At 69.1% G+C, this 15,476-nt stretch carries 15 protein-coding genes, 1 tRNA gene and 6 pseudogenes; 6 read left to right on the forward strand and 16 right to left on the reverse strand.

The window, feature by feature from the left end; genetic code table 11:
• The first annotated feature begins 69 nt into the window (after positions 1-69).
• Positions 70-648, forward strand: coding sequence for a cysteine dioxygenase family protein (locus FRZ33_RS09365; RefSeq protein WP_146909257.1), 579 nt, complete (start codon positions 70-72; stop codon positions 646-648).
• Positions 649-683: 35 nt separating this feature from the next.
• A tRNA-Leu gene (locus FRZ33_RS09370) sits at positions 684-769 on the forward strand.
• On the opposite strand, the gene metX is transcribed toward FRZ33_RS09370, so the two are convergent.
• From metX to ccmA, 11 genes and pseudogenes are all read right to left on the reverse strand, one after another.
• A complete protein-coding gene (metX, locus tag FRZ33_RS09375; protein WP_146909259.1) occupies positions 758-1,921 on the reverse strand; it encodes a homoserine O-acetyltransferase MetX in 1,164 nt (387 codons plus the stop codon). The genes FRZ33_RS09370 and metX overlap by 12 nt on opposite strands.
• Positions 1,918-2,658 carry a tetratricopeptide repeat protein gene (locus tag FRZ33_RS09380; RefSeq protein WP_158637178.1) on the reverse strand — a complete coding sequence of 247 codons (741 nt, stop codon included), beginning with the start codon at positions 2,656-2,658 and terminating at the stop codon, positions 1,918-1,920. The genes metX and FRZ33_RS09380 overlap by 4 nt, the downstream gene beginning before the upstream one ends.
• The gene (locus tag FRZ33_RS15225) at positions 2,559-2,918 is read right to left on the reverse strand and encodes a hypothetical protein (RefSeq protein ID WP_158637179.1); all 360 of its coding nucleotides are present in this window, start codon (positions 2,916-2,918) and stop codon (positions 2,559-2,561) included. Before FRZ33_RS15225 ends, FRZ33_RS09380 begins: the two co-directional genes overlap by 100 nt.
• The gene (locus tag FRZ33_RS09385; protein WP_146910625.1) at positions 2,918-3,313 is read right to left on the reverse strand and encodes a cytochrome c-type biogenesis protein CcmH; all 396 of its coding nucleotides are present in this window, start codon (positions 3,311-3,313) and stop codon (positions 2,918-2,920) included. The genes FRZ33_RS15225 and FRZ33_RS09385 overlap by 1 nt, the downstream gene beginning before the upstream one ends.
• 26 nt (positions 3,314-3,339) lie before the next feature.
• The gene (locus tag FRZ33_RS09390; protein WP_146909263.1) at positions 3,340-3,873 is read right to left on the reverse strand and encodes a DsbE family thiol:disulfide interchange protein; all 534 of its coding nucleotides are present in this window, start codon (positions 3,871-3,873) and stop codon (positions 3,340-3,342) included.
• Positions 3,870-5,787 (reverse strand): annotated as a pseudogene (locus tag FRZ33_RS09395) (heme lyase CcmF/NrfE family subunit). Before FRZ33_RS09395 ends, FRZ33_RS09390 begins: the two are co-directional and overlap by 4 nt.
• Positions 5,788-6,269, reverse strand: a pseudogene (gene ccmE / locus FRZ33_RS09400) (cytochrome c maturation protein CcmE).
• Positions 6,270-6,348: 79 nt separating this feature from the next.
• A pseudogene (locus FRZ33_RS17960) lies at positions 6,349-6,423 on the reverse strand (heme exporter protein CcmD); the annotation flags it as partial.
• Complete coding sequence (locus FRZ33_RS09410; RefSeq protein WP_146909265.1) at positions 6,420-7,169, reverse strand: heme ABC transporter permease; 750 nt, start codon at positions 7,167-7,169, stop codon at positions 6,420-6,422. The pseudogene FRZ33_RS17960 and the gene FRZ33_RS09410, both read right to left, overlap by 4 nt.
• Positions 7,170-7,179: 10 nt before the next feature.
• Positions 7,180-7,863 carry a heme exporter protein CcmB gene (gene ccmB, locus FRZ33_RS09415; protein WP_146909266.1) on the reverse strand — a complete coding sequence of 228 codons (684 nt, stop codon included), beginning with the start codon at positions 7,861-7,863 and terminating at the stop codon, positions 7,180-7,182.
• 73 nt (positions 7,864-7,936) lie between these two features.
• Entirely contained in the window at positions 7,937-8,512 is a 576-nt protein-coding gene (gene ccmA / locus FRZ33_RS09420) for a heme ABC exporter ATP-binding protein CcmA (protein WP_425480582.1), read from the reverse strand.
• 115 nt (positions 8,513-8,627) lie between these two features.
• Here ccmA and FRZ33_RS09425 point away from each other — a divergent pair, with 115 nt between their 5' ends.
• Both FRZ33_RS09425 and FRZ33_RS09430 read left to right on the forward strand, forming a co-directional pair.
• Positions 8,628-9,776, forward strand: a complete 1,149-nt coding sequence (locus FRZ33_RS09425; RefSeq protein ID WP_146909268.1) for a pyridoxal phosphate-dependent aminotransferase — start codon at positions 8,628-8,630, stop codon at positions 9,774-9,776.
• A 2-nt stretch (positions 9,777-9,778) separates the two neighbouring features.
• Complete coding sequence (locus FRZ33_RS09430) at positions 9,779-10,573, forward strand: amidohydrolase (protein ID WP_227977744.1); 795 nt, start codon at positions 9,779-9,781, stop codon at positions 10,571-10,573.
• 69 nt (positions 10,574-10,642) lie between these two features.
• On the opposite strand, the gene rluB is transcribed toward FRZ33_RS09430, so the two are convergent.
• The 5 genes and pseudogenes from rluB to FRZ33_RS17725 all read right to left on the reverse strand — a co-directional run bounded on the left by rluB (position 10,643) and on the right by FRZ33_RS17725 (position 14,709).
• Positions 10,643-12,292, reverse strand: coding sequence for a 23S rRNA pseudouridine(2605) synthase RluB (gene rluB, locus FRZ33_RS09435; RefSeq protein ID WP_146909270.1), 1,650 nt, complete (start codon positions 12,290-12,292; stop codon positions 10,643-10,645).
• 29 nt (positions 12,293-12,321) lie between these two features.
• Positions 12,322-13,071 (reverse strand): annotated as a pseudogene (gene scpB / locus FRZ33_RS09440) (SMC-Scp complex subunit ScpB); the annotation flags it as partial.
• A 21-nt stretch (positions 13,072-13,092) separates the two neighbouring features.
• Positions 13,093-13,997: pseudogene (locus FRZ33_RS09445) on the reverse strand (segregation and condensation protein A).
• A gap of 87 nt (positions 13,998-14,084) precedes the next feature.
• Complete coding sequence (locus tag FRZ33_RS16930; RefSeq protein WP_265468569.1) at positions 14,085-14,207, reverse strand: hypothetical protein; 123 nt, start codon at positions 14,205-14,207, stop codon at positions 14,085-14,087.
• Between the two features lie 11 nt (positions 14,208-14,218).
• Positions 14,219-14,709 (reverse strand): annotated as a pseudogene (locus tag FRZ33_RS17725) (Sua5/YciO/YrdC/YwlC family protein).
• A gap of 162 nt (positions 14,710-14,871) precedes the next feature.
• Between FRZ33_RS17725 and FRZ33_RS09455 the strand changes: the two are divergent.
• Positions 14,872-15,171 carry a YciI family protein gene (locus FRZ33_RS09455; protein ID WP_146909273.1) on the forward strand — a complete coding sequence of 100 codons (300 nt, stop codon included), beginning with the start codon at positions 14,872-14,874 and terminating at the stop codon, positions 15,169-15,171.
• Positions 15,168-15,452: a BolA family protein gene (locus FRZ33_RS09460; RefSeq protein WP_146909275.1), complete on the forward strand. Its 285-nt coding sequence runs from the start codon at positions 15,168-15,170 to the stop codon at positions 15,450-15,452. Before FRZ33_RS09455 ends, FRZ33_RS09460 begins: the two co-directional genes overlap by 4 nt.
• Positions 15,453-15,476: the final 24 nt, after the last annotated feature.

Raw genomic sequence — 15,476 nt, forward strand, 5'->3', positions numbered from 1 at the left:
TGCAGGAAGGGGAGGGAGCCAAAGCCCCGGTGCTAAACTGCCCCCACTCCCGAACCCCCAGGTGCCGCCATGTTGGCCCTCGACTTCCCCGGCAGCGACAAGCTCATCGCGATGATCAACGCGGCGGTGACCGGCGACTGCCAGCGCCAGACCACCGACTGCATCCGCAACGGCCTGTCCGAACTGATCCGCACCCGGGCCATGACCCTGCCGGCCTGCGTGCTGGAGCCGGTGGCCGACCACTACGCCCGCCGCGAGCTCTACCGCTGCGAGCTCACCGGCTTCAGCGTGGTCGCCATGACCTGGGGCCCGGGGCAGGGCACCGCCATCCACGACCACTCGGGCGTCTGGTGCGTCGAGGGCATCGTCGAGGGCCAGCTGGAGATCACCCAGTACGACCTGCGCGGCAGCGAAGGCGACCGGTTCCAGTTCGAACCCGTGGGCACCACCCTGGCCGGCGCCGGTTCGGCCGGCAGCCTGATCCCGCCGCACGAGTACCACACCATCCGCAATCCCAGCACCACCGACATCGCGGTGTCCCTGCACATCTACAAGCAGGCCCTGACCTGCTGCGCGCACTTCCACCCCGCGGGCGACGGCTGGTACACCAAGGCCGACCGCCAGCTGGGCCTGGACGAGGCCGCCTGAGCGTCAGGCTGGGCTATAATCCCGCCGCACACTGTGCCGGTGTGGCGGAATGGTAGACGCGGGGGACTCAAAATCCCTTGGCAGCGATGTCGTGTAGGTTCGAGTCCTATCACCGGTACCAAAAACCCGCTTGCGCGGGTTTTTGTTTTTCAGCGCTCAGAACTTGCCGAGGAACCAGGCGATCGCCGCGCCGAACCCTGGGGATGTCCACCAGGAAGGCATCATGTCCCTGCGGCGACGGCAGCGGCACGAACTCCACCTGCGCACCGCCCAGCTTCAGCCCCTCGGCGACCTGCTCCTGCTGTTGCAGCGGAAACAGGATGTCGGTGTGCACGCCGATCGACAGCGAACGTTCGACCTTGATCGTCGCCAGGCCCTTCATCACATCGCCGCCGCCGTATTCGGCCACGTCGAACCAGTCCATCGACCGGCCGAGATAGAGATAGCAGTTGGGGTCGAAACTGCGCACGAAACGCTGGGCGTGGCCTTCGAGATAACGCTCGACCTCGAACTCCTGGCCGAACGGGTCCTCGTCGCCGCGCATCTCGCTGTCGAGTTTCACGCGGCCGAAGCGGCCGTCCCATTCCATCGCCGAACGGTAGGTCACGACGCCGAGCTTGCGGGCGATGCGCATGCCGTTTTCCGGATACGCGGCGTCGCTGTACCTGCCCTGGTTCCAGTTCGGATCCAGCCGGATCGCTTCGCGCTGCAGCGAGCGGATGGCGATCGAGAACGGCAGCGCCTGGGCGCTGCCGGACACATTGATGTGGTTGCGCGCCGAGCCCGGGTGCAGCAGCAGATAGGCCAGCGCGGTCATGCCGCCCATCGAGTTGCCGATCACGCAGGCCAGGCGTTCGATGCCCAGCGAGGCCACGACGAAGTGCGCCGCGCGGGCGCCGTCCTCGATCGAAAGGTCCGGGAACTCCAGGCGATACGGTTCGCCGGTGGCCGGATTGACCGAAGCCGCACCGGTCGAGCCCTTGCAGCTGCCCAGCGAGTTCACGCAGATCACGAACCAGCGCTTGGTGTCGATCGGCTTGTCGGGCCCCAGCATGCCTTCCCACCAGCCCGGCTCGGGGTTGCCCGCATTCGACGCGGCATGCGCGTTCGGCGACAGGCCGGTCAGGATCAGGATGGCGTTGTCGCGGGCGGCATTGAGTTCGCCCCAGGTCTCGTAGGCCATCCGCGCGCCTTCCAGCCCGCCGCCGCGCTTGAAGGCGAAGGGCGAGGGCAGGGCGACAAAACGCGTGCCCGGCGGGATGGTCTCGGTCATGGATGCACCCGGTCGATGGACAGGGTGATCTTGGCACCGTCGCGCATTTCGATCACCTGCGCTTCGGCCTCCAGGTCGCCGGCGGCCGCGGCGGCGTCGCCGGACTTCGAGACGCGCGCCATCAGCTGCACCTGCGGCTGGGTCGAGAGTTTTTGCGTCGGCATCAGGCTGTCGGCGTCCGACAAGCCGAGCGTGACCGGGAAGTCACGGGCGGGCAGGCGTTTCACCGCCACCGGTGGACCGGCGCCATCGGCCGTGCGCGCGAACACGAACAGGGTGTCGCCGTCCGCAAGTTGCGCGGCCACTGCCGGTGCCAGCTCCACGGTCACTTCAAGCACAGGGCCCGTGGCGACGGCCGGCGTTTCTTCCAGCGGCGGCAGGCCGGCCTGTTCGCGCGCCATCGCCAGCTGCGGACGCAGCGCTTGTGCGGTGCGTGGGTCCAGCGTGGGCAGCAGGCGTTCCCAGAGTTCCGCGGCCTGCGCGGGCTCGCCCGCCTGCAGCCGCTGCGCGCCGAGATAGAACAATCCGCGTTGATGGTTGGGTTGGCCGGCGACCACCTTTTCCAACATCGCCACGGCTTCGGGCGGGAAGCGGCCATCGGGCGCGGCGCGCATCATCGCGTCGGCGTATTCCACCATCAAGTCGGGTTCGTCCGGCAGCAGGGCCTGCGCCTTGGCGAAGGCGTCGCGCGCCTTGACCCACTGCTGCTGCGCCATGCGGCTGCGGGCCAGCAGCACCCAGCCCTCGACGCTGCCGGGTTCGTCTTCCAGGCGGCGTTCGAGCTGGGCGATGGCGTCCTCGAGCGTGGTCGGGGCTTCGACATTTTCGGGTCGAGTGCGTCGGGAGTACCCAGCAGTGCGTAGAGGCCCGCGGCGCCCAGCGGCAGCGCGAGCACCAGCGCCAGCGCGCTGCCCCGCGCATCGCGCCACAGCGGCGGCAGCACGAAGGCCAGGGCCAGGGCGCACAGCAGCAGGGCGCCGATCAGGAATCCGGTCATCACCACTCCTGCTCGTTGTCATCGGGCGTCGCGGCCGGGGCCACGGCCGAGCGTCGGCGCACCACCACCACGACCACCGCGGCACCGATCACCAGCATCAGCGCCGGTCCGAACCACAGCAGCCAGGTCGCCGGCCGCACCGGCGGGTTGTACAGCACGAAATCGCTGTAACGCGCCACCAGGTAGTCCTTGATCTCGCGGTCGGTCTTGCCTTCGCGCATCAGTTCCAGCACCTGCAGGCGCAGGTCGTGGGCGATCTGCGCGTTGGAGTCGGCCAGGGACTGGTTCTGGCACATCACGCAGCGCAGTTCGGCGCTGAGCGCGCGGAAGCGGGCTTCTTCGGCGGCGTCCTGGAACTGGATCGGCTCCATCGCGCCAACGGCGGCCGACAGCATCAGCAGCAGCACGAACAGCAGGCGCTTCACTTGAACTTCTCCAGTTCCGGCAGCAGCTGGTCGCGCACTACTTCATCCGTCATCGGACCGATGTATTTCCAGCGCACGATGCCGTCCGCGTCCACCAGGAAACTTTCCGGCGCTCCGTAGATGCCCCAGTCGAAGGCGGCGCGGCCGTCGTAATCCACGATCACCAGCGCGTAGGGATTGCCGAACTGCTGCAGCCAGCGCTGCGCGTCCCCGGGCTCGTCCTTGTAGTCGTAGCCGATCACCTTGATGCGGCCTGATTGCGCCAGTTCGGTGATGACCGGGTGTTCGTCGCGGCAGGCCGGGCACCAGCTGCCCCAGACATTGAGCAGATAGGCTTCGCCGCGCAGGTCGGCGTCGGTCACCATCCGTGACGGATCACCGAGCACGGGCAACGAAAACGTCGGCGCCGGCTTGCCGATGAGTGGAGAGGGAATAGCGCTGGTGTCCTTGCCGGAATTGCGCAGCACACCCGCGCCCAGCAGCACGGCCAGCAGCGCGAAGGCGATGAAGGGCAGCAGGCGCTTGATCATGCCGCCACCGGGCGCCGGAAGCGCTTGTCGAAGGCCACCACGAAGCCGCCCAGCGCCATGAAGAGCGCACCCAGCCAGATCAGGCGGATGTAGGGTTTCACGTACAGGCGCAGCGCCCACGTACCGTTCTGGTCCAGGGGCTCGCCCAGCGCGACGTAGAGATCGCGCGACAGGCCGCCGTCGAGCGCGGCTTCGGTCATCACCTGGCCGCCGCTGGCGTAGGCGCGTTTTTCCGGGTGCAGCACCGCCAGTTCCCGGCCGTCGCGCCTGACCACCACGGTGCCGCGGTCCGCCACGAAATTCGGGCCCGGGTGTTTTCCACGCCCTGGAACAGGAAGTCATGCCCGCGCAGCTCGAAACTCTGGCCCGGCCTGGCGGCGACGTCCTTCTCGATGCTGGTGCTTTCGGTCAGGAACACGCCGGCCACGAACACGGCGATGCCGGCATGCGCCAGCACCATGCCCACCATCTCGGCGGTGAAGCGGCTGCCCTTGGACTGCAGCCGCGACCAGACGAAGCGCGCGGTGCCGGCCAGGATCCACAGCGCGCCGCCGACGCCGAACGCGGTCTTGAGCGTGCCCTGCGGCCAGGCGAAGAAGGTGATCACGCCCACGACCCCGCCAGCACGGCCCATGGCGCCAGCCAGCGCAGCGGCCGGCCGATGTCCTCGCGCTGCCAGCGCATCAGCGGACCGAACGGCACCAGGGCCACCAGCGGCGCCATCAGCAGCACGAACAGCAGGCCGAAATAGGGCGGGCCCACCGAAATCTTGCCCAGGTCCAGGGCTTCGGCCAGCAGCGGATACAGCGTGCCCAGCAGGATCATCGCGGCAGCGGCGGTGAGCAGCAGGTTGTTGGCCAGCAGGAAGGTTTCACGTGAGGAAGCGGCGAAGGGCTGGCCGGTCTCGAGCTTGGGCGCGCGCAGTGCATACAGCAGCAGCGAGCCGCCGATCACGATCACCAGGAAGGCGAGGATGAACATGCCGCGCTCGGGGTCGGAAGCGAAGGCATGCACCGAGGTCAGCACGCCCGAACGCACCAGGAAGGTGCCCAGCAGCGACAGCGAAAACGCCGCGATCGCCAGCAGCAGGGTCCAGCCGCGGAAGCTGCCGCGTTTTTCGGTGACCGCCTGCGAGTGCAGCAGCGCCGCGCCGACCAGCCAGGGCATGAAGCTGGCGTTTTCGACCGGGTCCCAGAACCACCAGCCGCCCCAGCCCAGTTCGTAGTAGGCCCAGAAACTGCCGAGCGCGATGCCCAGCGTCAGGAAGGCCCAGGCCACGTTGGTCCAGGGCCGCGACCAGCGCACCCACTGCGCGTCCACCTTGCCGTCGATCAGCGCGGCCACCGCGAATGCGAACGCCACCGCGAAACCGACATAGCCGGTGTACAGCAGCGGCGGGTGGAAGATCATGCCCGGGTCCTGCAGCAGCGGGTTCATGTCGCGGCCTTCGTCCGCGCCGGGCAGCAGGCGCTCGAACGGATTGGACGTGAACAGCGTGAAGGCCAGGAAACCCAGGGCGATCATGCCCATCACCGCCAGCACGCGCGCCACCACCGGCGCCGGCAGGGCGCGCGAGAAACGGGCGACCAGCGCGGTCCAGAGCACCAGGAACCAGATCCATAGCAGCAGCGAACCTTCGTGCGCGCTCCACACCGCCGTGAACTGGTAGGCACGCGGCAGCAGCGAATTGGAATTGGTGGCGACATACGCCACCGAGAAGTCGTGCTGCAGGAAGGCCCAGGTCAACAGCCCGTACGACACCGACACCATCACCAGCAGCGAATACGCCAGCGGCCGCGCCGTCGCCATCCAGGCCGCGTGGCCGCGGTGCGCGCCCAACAACGGCAGGGCGGACAGCGTCAGCGCCAGCAGCAGCGCCAGCGCCAGGCTCAGCAGGCCAAGCTCGGGCAGCACTCAGTAGGCTCCCGGTTCGGTGGCGTCGGCGGCCGGCTTGTCTTCAACCTTGTGCTTTTCGTGCGCCTTGCCCATGGCCTCGGCCACTTCGCGCGGCATGTACTGCTCGTCGTGTTTGGCCAGCACCTGGGTGGCGATGAACGCGTCGCCCTCTCGCGGCGGCCGGTGGCGATCACGGCCTGGTTCTCGCGGAACAGGTCGGGAAGGATGCCTTCGTAGTGCGCGGTCATCACCGCGTCGCCGTCGGTGACGCCGAACTGCACCTTCAGTGTGCCTTGCTCGCGCTTGAGCGAATTTTTCGCGACCATGCCGCCGAGCCGGAACACCGCCTGCTCCGCCGCTTCGCCGGCATAGACCTGGCTGGGTGTGTACAGGTAGGTGATGTTCTCGCGCAGGGCCAGCGTCACCAGTGCCGCGGCGACGCCGGAGGCGGCGAGCAGGGCGAGGATCAGCAGCAGGCGGCGTTTGCGTATCGGGTTCATGCGGGGTTCCGGTGGATCGGGCAGCGTCGCGCCTGGCGCGCTGGACGATGGCGCGGCGGATGCGGGCGATGCGCAGGCGCGGCACGATGAAATCCCAGGCCAGGAAGGCGGCGAACACCGCGTACGCGCCCAGCACGTAGTTCTGGTAGCTCATCGCGGCGCTCCGGCGGCGGCACGGGCCCAGTCCTTGCCGGCCTCGCGTTCGAGGTTGTCGGCGCGGGAACGCTGGAGCAGAGAACCGGCGAACCAGAACTTGGTCGCCAGCACCATCACCCACAGCGGCCAGGTCATCGAGGAATCCATGGTGGATTCGCCGAACAGCTTGATCGTGGCGCCCTGGTGCAGCGAGTTCCACCACTCCACCGAATAACGGATCACCGGCAGCAGCACCACGCCGACGATGGCCAGGAAACCGGCGGCACGCGCGGCGTTGCGGCGGTCCTCGATGGCGGCGTTGAGGCCGATCACGCCCAGATAAAGGAACAGCAGCACCAGTTCCGAGGTAAGTCGCGGGTCCCAGTCCCACCAGGTGCCCCACATCGGCTTGCCCCAGATCGAACCGGTGGCGAGCGTGACCGCGGTGAACAGCGCGCCGATGGGCGCGCAGGCCATGGCGAGGATCTCGCAAAGCTTGATCCGCCAGATCAGCGCGATGGCGGCATAGACCGCCATCAGCGCGTACACGAACAGGCTCATCCATGCCGCCGGCACGTGGATGTAGAGGATGCGGAAGCTGTCACCCTGCTGGTAGTCGGCCGGCACCACGAACAGCGCGCCATAAAGCCCGATCGCCATCGTCAGCAGCCCCAGCCCGAAACCCACCGGCGCCCAGCGCGCGGCGAAACGGTCGAAGGTGGGCGGCGAACCGAGTTGGTGGAACCAGAGCAGGACGGGATTCACGAGGCGATATTCAAGTCAGGGCGATGCGGATCGCCGCGGCGGCGGCAAGCGGGGCGAGCACCAGGGCAAGGGCCAAGCCGGCCCCGAGCAGCAGCAGCGCGCCGGACCAGGGCAGACCCTGTGCGGCGGCCATCACGCTGCCCGCCCCGAACACCAGGACCGGCAGGAACAAAGGCAGCGCCAGCAGGGCCAAAAGCATACCAGAGCGGCGTATTCCGACCGTCAGCGCCGCCACCACCGCGCCCAGCAGGCTCAGCAGCGGCGTGCCCAGTGCGAGCGAGACCATCAGCACCGGCAGGAGTTCCCCGGGCAGGTAAAGAAGTTGCGCCAGCAGCGGCGTCACGAGCACCAGGGGCAGGGCGGTGGTGGTCCAGTGCACGGCCACCCGCACCGCCAGCAGCCAGGCCAGCGGCACCGGCGCCAGCAGCATCTGTTCCAGGCTGCCGTCCTCGACGTCGCTGCGGTAGAGCGAATCCAGGGTCAGCAGGCCGGCCAGCAGCACCGCCACCCACAGCACGCCCGGCGCGATACGGGCGAGCTGGGCCGGGTCGGCGCCCAGGGCCAGCGGGAACAGCGCGACCACCATCAGCGCGAACAGCAGCGGCTGGGCCGCGTCGCCGCGCCGGCGCCAGACCAGGCGCAGGTCACGGGCGGCCTGGGCGCGGGCCGCGGCCATCAGCGAGGGGCCGTTCATGCCGGGCTCCGGGCCGGGGCCAGGCTGAGTGTGCGCACCGGCACCGGCGGGGCGGCGTAGGCGCCGTGGGTGGTCAGCAGGGCGGCGCCACCGGCGGCCAGGTGGCCTGGATCAGGCGGTTCACCAGGGCGATGCCGTCCAGGTCCAGGTTGGCGTAGGGCTCGTCCAGCAGCCACAGCGGTGCCGACTGCAGGCCGAGGCGGGCCAGGGCCAGGCGCTTGTTCTGGCCGGCCGACAGGCGCCGGGCCGGGGTGTCTTCATGGCCTGCCAGGCCGACCGCCGCCAGGGCCTGTTCCAGGTCCACCGCCGGGCCGTCGCCACGCAGGGCGCGGTGGAAGGCCAGGTTCTCCAGGGCACCGAGTTCGGCCTTGTGGCCGGGCAGGTGGCCCAGATAGGCGCTGCCACGGGCCAGGTGGCCACGGTCCACGATCTTCCCGGCCATGCGCACCTCGCCCGCGCTGGCCGCCAGCAGGCCGGCCAGCACACGCAGCAGGGTGGTCTTGCCGGCGCCGTTGCCGCCCAGCACCAGCAGCGCTTCGCCCGGACCCAGTTCGAAGTCCAGCGGACCGAACACCGGTTCCTCGTTGCGTGCGAAGGCCAGCCCACGGGCGTAGAGCAGCGGGGCTGGGGCGGAGGCGGGCGCGGTCATTGCGCCGGCATGCTACCGACTCGTTCGAAGGGGTGTCCATGACGGGAATCAAGGCGTGGTCGCCGGTCGTCCGCAGGACGCATAATCCGGGGCCTGTTTACCGATGCGGCGAGCCATGCAGATCCCCACCAAGTTGCCCAAGGTCGGCACGACCATCTTCACCGTGATGTCCCAGCTGGCGCTGGACCACCAGGCCGTGAACCTGGGCCAGGGTTTCCCCGATTTCCCGGTGCCGCAGCGCCTGGTGGACGAACTGGCCAAGGCCATGGCCGAGGGCCGGAACCAGTACGCGCCGGCACACGGCATTCCGGCGCTGCGGCAGGCCATCGCCGCAAAGACCGAACGCTGTTACGGCCGCACGGTCGATGCCGACGCCGAGATCACCGTCACCAGCGGCGCCAGCGAGGCGATCTTCAACGCCATCCAGGCCCTGGTGCGGCCGGCCGAGGAAGTGATCGTGCTCGACCCGTGTTACGACTGCTACGAACCGGCGATCGACCTGGCCGGCGCCCGCGCCGTGCACGTGCCGCTGGACCCCGTGGATTTCTCGGTGGACTGGCAGCGCGTGCGTGACGCCATCACGCCGCGCACCCGCATGCTGATGGTGAACACGCCGCACAACCCGTCCGGCGCGATGTTCGGCACCGACGACATGGCCGCGCTGGCGGAACTGCTGCGCGGCACCGGCATCGTGCTGCTCTCGGACGAGGTCTACGAACACATCATCTTCGACGGCCGCCGGCACGAGAGCGTGCTGCGCCATCCCGAGCTGGCCGAACGTTCGGTGGTGATCTCGAGTTTCGGCAAGACCTACCACTGCACCGGCTGGAAGGTCGGTTACGCGATCGCGCCGCCGGCGCTCAGCGCCGAGTTCCGCAAGGTGCACCAGTACAACACCTTCTGCACGTTCGCTCCGGCGCAGTGGGCGTTCGCGGCGATGATCACGCAGGAGCCGAAGCATTACGAGCAACTGGGAGATTTCTACCAGGCCAAACGCGACCGTTTCCGTCGCCAGCTCGAAGGCACGCGGCTGAAGCCGCTGCCCGTGCCGGGCGGTTATTTCCAGCTGGTGGACTATTCCGCCGTCAGCGACCTCGACGATGCCGCGTTCTGCCGCTGGCTGACGATCGAAAAGGGCGTGGCGGCGATCCCGCTGTCGCCGTTCTACGAAACACCGCCGGCCGGGCAGCGGCTGGCGCGGCTGTGTTTCGCCAAGGTCGAATCCACGCTGGACGCGGCCATCGAACGGCTGGAGAAGCTGTAGCCATGGACGATCTCCGTGTCTCGCTGATCCAGGGCGACACCGTCTGGCACGACCCGGACGCGAACCGGGCGATGTACGGCGGGCTGATGGCGCCGCTGGCCGGCCAGACCGACCTGGTGCTGCTGCCGGAAACTTTCACCTCGGGCTTCAGCAACGAGGCGCTGGCCTCGGCCGAGACCATGGAAGGCCCGACCGTGCACTGGATCCGCGACCAGGCGGCGCGGCTTGGCGCGGTGGTCACCGGCAGCGTGCAGATCCGCGACGGCGACGGCGTGTACAACCGGATGCTGTGGGCGACACCGGAAGGCGGGCTGTCGTACTACGACAAGCGGCATCTGTTCCGGATGGCGAAGGAGCACGAGCGGTATGCGGCCGGGCGCAAACGGTTGACGGTCGAGCTCAAGGGGTGGCGGGTCTGTCCATTGGTCTGCTACGACCTGCGCTTCCCGGTGTTCATCCGCAACCGTTTCGATGCCGAAGCACCGGGGCGCTTCGACTACGACCTGCTGCTGTTCGTCGCCAACTGGCCCGCGGCACGCCGCCATGCCTGGCAGACCCTGCTGCGCGCACGCGCGATCGAGAACCTGAGTTATGTCGCCGCGGTGAACCGCGTCGGCACCGACGGCAACGGCCACGCCTACGCTGGCGACAGCGCGGTGAACGATTATGGGCATGCCGCTGCTCGAACTCGACGACCGCCCGCAGGTGGCCACCACCACCTGGATGCCGCGGCGCTGGCCATGCACCGCGAACGTTTCCCGGCCCAGCTCGACGCCGACCGCTTCGAACTGCGCTGACGCCGTTCCCGCTTCCAGAAAACAAAACCCGCCGGAAGGCGGGTTTTGTTTTGGCGCGTGCCGGCCGGCTCAATCGTCCGACGGCAGGCCTTCCGGACGCTTCTTCCTGAACGGCGGCGGGCCGCCCGGACCCGGCTTGCGCGGGCCGCGGTTGCCGTCGGGACGCGGGCCCCGCGGCTGGCCGTAGGGGCTGGCGCCCGCGGGTTTGTTGCCACGCGGACCGGCCGGGCCGCGCGAATGGCCGTAAGGCGCCTCGGCCGGCTTGGGACCGCGCGGACCGCGCTGGCCATACGGGCTGTCGCCCTGCGGGCGCGGACCCCGGTCGTTGAACGGACGCGCGCCCTGCGGACGCGGACCGTTGGGCTTGCCGGGACGCTGGCCACGCGGCGGCGCGACCTTGGAACCGGTTTCCACGCCCTCGGGCACGTACCAGCTGCGGAATGCGGCCGGGTTGTTGTCGTGGGCGTTGTGATGGGTCGGCTGGGCGTCGCCGCGCGGGCCGCGCGGCTTCTTGTTGAAGCCGCCGGCACCGGCCGGACCACCGGCGCGGTTGCCGAAGTTGTCGTCGCGCGGGCCGCGCGCACCCGGCGCACCGCCGGGCTTGCCGCGGAAGGGTTTGCCGCCCGGGCCGCCGGCGGGACGCGGGCCACGCGGTGCGTCGGCGCCCATCGGACCGGAGAAGGGTTTGCCCGGGCCACGCTTGCCCTTGCCGCCGTAAGGCTTGCCGGCACCAGCGCCGGGACGGCCGCGGCCGCGCGGACGTTCCTCGCGCACGTGGTCGAAGCGGCGCAGTTCACGCGCCTCGTCGTCCACCGAACCGTTGACGTAGGACGCCTGCTTGCGGTCCTTGCCGACGCGGATCTCGGTCGGGCGCGACTTGCGCTGGCCGATTACCGGCTGCAGGGTCAGCACCGGCGGGTTGTCCTCGAGCCTGAACTGGGCGCGCAGCTTCTCGACCTGGTCGGCCGGCATCTCTTCGCAGTGGCCGCGCTTGAGCAGGCGGGGCAGGTGCACGCTGCCGTACTTCACGCGCTTGAGGCGGCTGACCTGGAAACCCTGCGATTCCCACAGGCGGCGCACTTCGCGGTTGCGGCCCTCGGTCAGCACGACCTTGAACCAGGCGTGCGAATCGGAGCTGCCGATACGCTCGATCTCGTCGAACTTGGCCGGGCCGTCTTCCAGCGCGACGCCGCGCGCCAGGCGGTCGACGACCGCGTCCGGCACTTCGCCGTGGATGCGGCAGACGTACTCGCGGGCGATGCCGCTGGACGGGTGCATCAGCGCGTTGGCCAGCTCGCCGTCGGTGGTCAGCAGCAGCAGGCCGGTGGTGTTGATGTCGAGGCGGCCGACGGCGATCCAGCGCGCGCCTTTGAGGCGGGGCAGGGACTCGAACACGGTCGGGCGGCCCTCGGGGTCTTCGCGCGTGGTGACTTCGCCTTCGGGCTTGTTGTACAGCAGCACGCTGGCGGGTTCGGTCAGCGCGGTGGCCACGAAGGTCTTGCCGTCGAGGTCGATGCGGTCGCCGCCCTTCACCGACTGCCCGGTCTGGGCCACGGTGCCGTTGACCTTGACCAGGCCCTGGGCGATGCGTTCCTCGAGCGCGCGGCGCGAGCCCAGGCCGGCCTGGGCGAGCACCTTGTGCAGGCGCTCCTCGACCTTGGCGGCGGGCTCGCTGCCTTTAAGGCGCAGCGAGAGGGTCTTTTTGGGTTTGTCGCTCATTACTTTTGCTCCGGCCAGGCGGTGTCGCCGGCCTCATCGTTGGAAAGGGCAGTCGTCGTCCCGACGGTGCCGTCGTCGTCTTCATGGTCGCCGGCCAGCTGATGGCCGCCGCCGGCGGGGTCTTCCGCATCGGCGTCGTCCAGCTGGTGGCCGCCGCCTTCGGTTTCACCTTCGTCCTCGTCGTCGCCGGACATCGCGGCGCTGGCCACGGCCGGCGGCGTGATGTCGAAGGGCAGCTGCGGCTCGAGCTCGGGAATGTCCTTGAGTTCGGCCAGCGGCGGCAGTTCGTCCAGGCTCCTGAGCCCGAAGTAGTCGAGGAAGGTCTTGGTGGTGCCGAACAGTTCCGGCCGGCCCGGCACGTCGCGGTGTCCGACCGAGCGGATCCACTCGCGCTCCTCCAGCATCTTGATCATGTTGGCATTGACGCTGACGCCGCGGATCTGTTCGATCTCGCCGCGGGTGATCGGCTGCCGGTAGGCGATCAGCGCCAGCGTCTCGAGCGTGGCGCGGGTGTACTTGGTCTGGCGTTCGGTCCACAGGCGCGCGACCCAGGCATGCACGTCGGCCTTGACCTGGAAGCGGAAGCCGGAGGCCACCTCGACCAGTTCGACGCCGCGTTCGGCGCAGGCCTCGCGCAGGTCGGCCAGGGCCTGTTCGAGCGCGCCCGGCGGCGGCGCCTCGTCCTCGGCGAACAGCCCGGCCAGCTGGGCCAGGGTGAGCGGTTGCGGGGCGGCCAGCAGGGCGGCCTCGACGATCTGTCGGATCAGGGTCTGGTCCATGGATTCGCGGGTTGGGTGGGCTTACACGGTCGGCGCGTCGGCGCCGTCCGAGGTCGGTTCGGGGAGATCGATTTCGCTGGTTTCGCCTTCACCGGCGGCCAGCGACTTGACGTAGATCGGGGCCAGCGGCGCTTCCTGCACGATCTCGAGCAGTTGTTCCTTGGCCAGTTCCAGGATGGACAGGAAGGTCACCACCACGCCCAGCTTGCCTTCCTCGGCGTTGAACAGGCTTTCGAAGCCGTGGAACTGGCCGTCGCCCAGCTTCGACAGCACGTCGCCCATGCGCTGGCGGACACTCAGGGCCTCGCGCTTGATCGCGTGGTGGGTGAACAGCTCGGCGCGCTTGAGCACGTCGCGCAGCGCCAGCAGCATCTCGCGCAGGTCCACCGGCGGCGGCACCTTCACCGCGGCCCGCTCGGGCACGTGGGCGTGCGCCACGCTGGTGTCGCGGTCCAGGCGGTCCAGGCCGTCGATGTCCTCGGCGGCCTTCTTGAAACGCTCGTACTCCTGCAGGCGGCGCACCAGCTCGGCGCGCGGGTCGCCCTCGATGCCTTCGTCGGCCGGCGGGCGCGGCAGCAGCATGCGTGACTTGATCTCGGCCAGGATCGCGGCCATGACCAGGTATTCGGCCGCCAGCTCGAAGCGCAGCTCCTGCATCACGTCGATGTAGGTGACGTACTGGCGGGTGATCTCGGCGACCGGGATGTCCAGGATGTCCAGGTTCTGCCGGCGGATCAGGTACAGCAGCAGGTCCAGCGGGCCCTCGAACGACTCCAGGATGACCTCGAGCGCGTCCGGCGGATGTACAGGTCCTGCGGCATCTGCAGCACCGGCTGGCCCAGGACCATCGCCAGCGGCATTTCCTGCTGCTGGGGCGGGACGGGGAATGCCGGATGCTCCGCTTCGGGCGCGGTGTTGTCGCTCATCGGTGGCTCTCAGCGTTCGGTGTGGCTCTCATCGAGCGGGCCCCCTCCGGGCCGGGATGGTGCGGAACGTGCGCGGATCGGATCGGACTAGAGCGCCACCGGGTGGAAACCCTGGCGCACCACCACGGGCTCATCGCCCGTGCAGTCCACGATGCTGGTGGGGCCGGGCTCGCAGTCCTCGGCATCCAGCATCACATCGGCCCAGCGCAACCAGCGCTCGGCTACCCTTCGGCCTCGTGGCTGGTCGGATGTTCGTCATCCGGCAGCACCAGGCTGGTCGACAACAAAGGCTCTCCCACCGCTTCCAGCAAGGCCCTGGCGACCACGTGGTCGGGCAGGCGTATGCCGATGTCGCGGCGCTTGCTGCGGCCGCTGTTCTTGATGCGCTTGGGCAGGTCTGCGGAGGCCGGAAGGATGAAAGTGCAGGGTCCGGGGTCAGCGATCGCAGGAGCCGGAAGGCCGGATCGTCGAGCCGGGCCAGGCGGCCGGCCTCACTCAATTGGCGACAGAGTAAGGTGAAAGGGTGGCGCCTGTCCAGTTCGCGCAGGCGCAAAACCCGGTCTTCGGCATCCTTCCCGTTCAGGGTCCAGACCAACGAGTAGCCCGCATCGGTGGGAATCAACGCCAGCCCGCCCGCCGTAAGGGCAGTGGCGGCCTTCTCTATCAGGCGCGATTGGGGATTGACCGGGTGGACATGCAAGCGTTCAGGCATGCCGCATGATGCCTGCCCAGTCGGATTTGGCCCAGCCCCCGTGTTGTGTCCCACGCATGTGGCGTCTTGATATCGTGTGCGCCGCAAGACACGCGACCTGGCGCATTGCGCGCGGAAGGGTCTGCACCTGCTTCGCCATCATCGACAAGGAGTCGGCACCTGATGTGGTATGTGATTCTCGGCCGGGATCGTGAGCATTCCCTGGCGGCGCGCCTGGCGGCGCGGCCTGATCATCTGGCACGGCTGGAAGCGTTGCGCGACCAGGGGCGGCTGAAGCTGGCCGGTCCCCTGCCGGCGATCGATGCCGCCGACCCGGGTCCGGCGGGTTTCGTGGGCAGCCTGATCGTTGCCGAGTTCGGCTCGCTCGCCGAGGCACAGGCCTGGGCTGATGCCGATCCCTACATTGCCACCGGGGTTTATTCCCGCGTGGACGTGATGCCGTTCAAGCCGGTGTTGCCATGAGCCTGGCCCGCGAACAGCGACCGGACGCCATCCGCGCGGCCCTGCAGGCGGCCCTGCAGCCGGTGTCGCTGGAGGTCGTGGACGAGAGCCACAAACATGCCGGCCACGCCGGGGCCCGTGACGGGCGTGGCCATTTCGCGGTCAGCATCGTCAGCGAGGCCTTCGCCGGCCTGGCGCCGTTGGCACGGCATCGGCGGGTCTATGCGGCCCTGGGCACGATGATGGAGACCGATATCCACGCGCTCTCCATCCAGGCCCGGACGCCCGCCGAAGCGGCTTGACTCCCTCCCCTGTTTACAGGGGAG

Origin of the sequence: Arenimonas daejeonensis, from assembly GCF_007993735.1 — a bacterium.
GTDB lineage: Bacteria > Pseudomonadota > Gammaproteobacteria > Xanthomonadales > Xanthomonadaceae > Arenimonas > Arenimonas daejeonensis.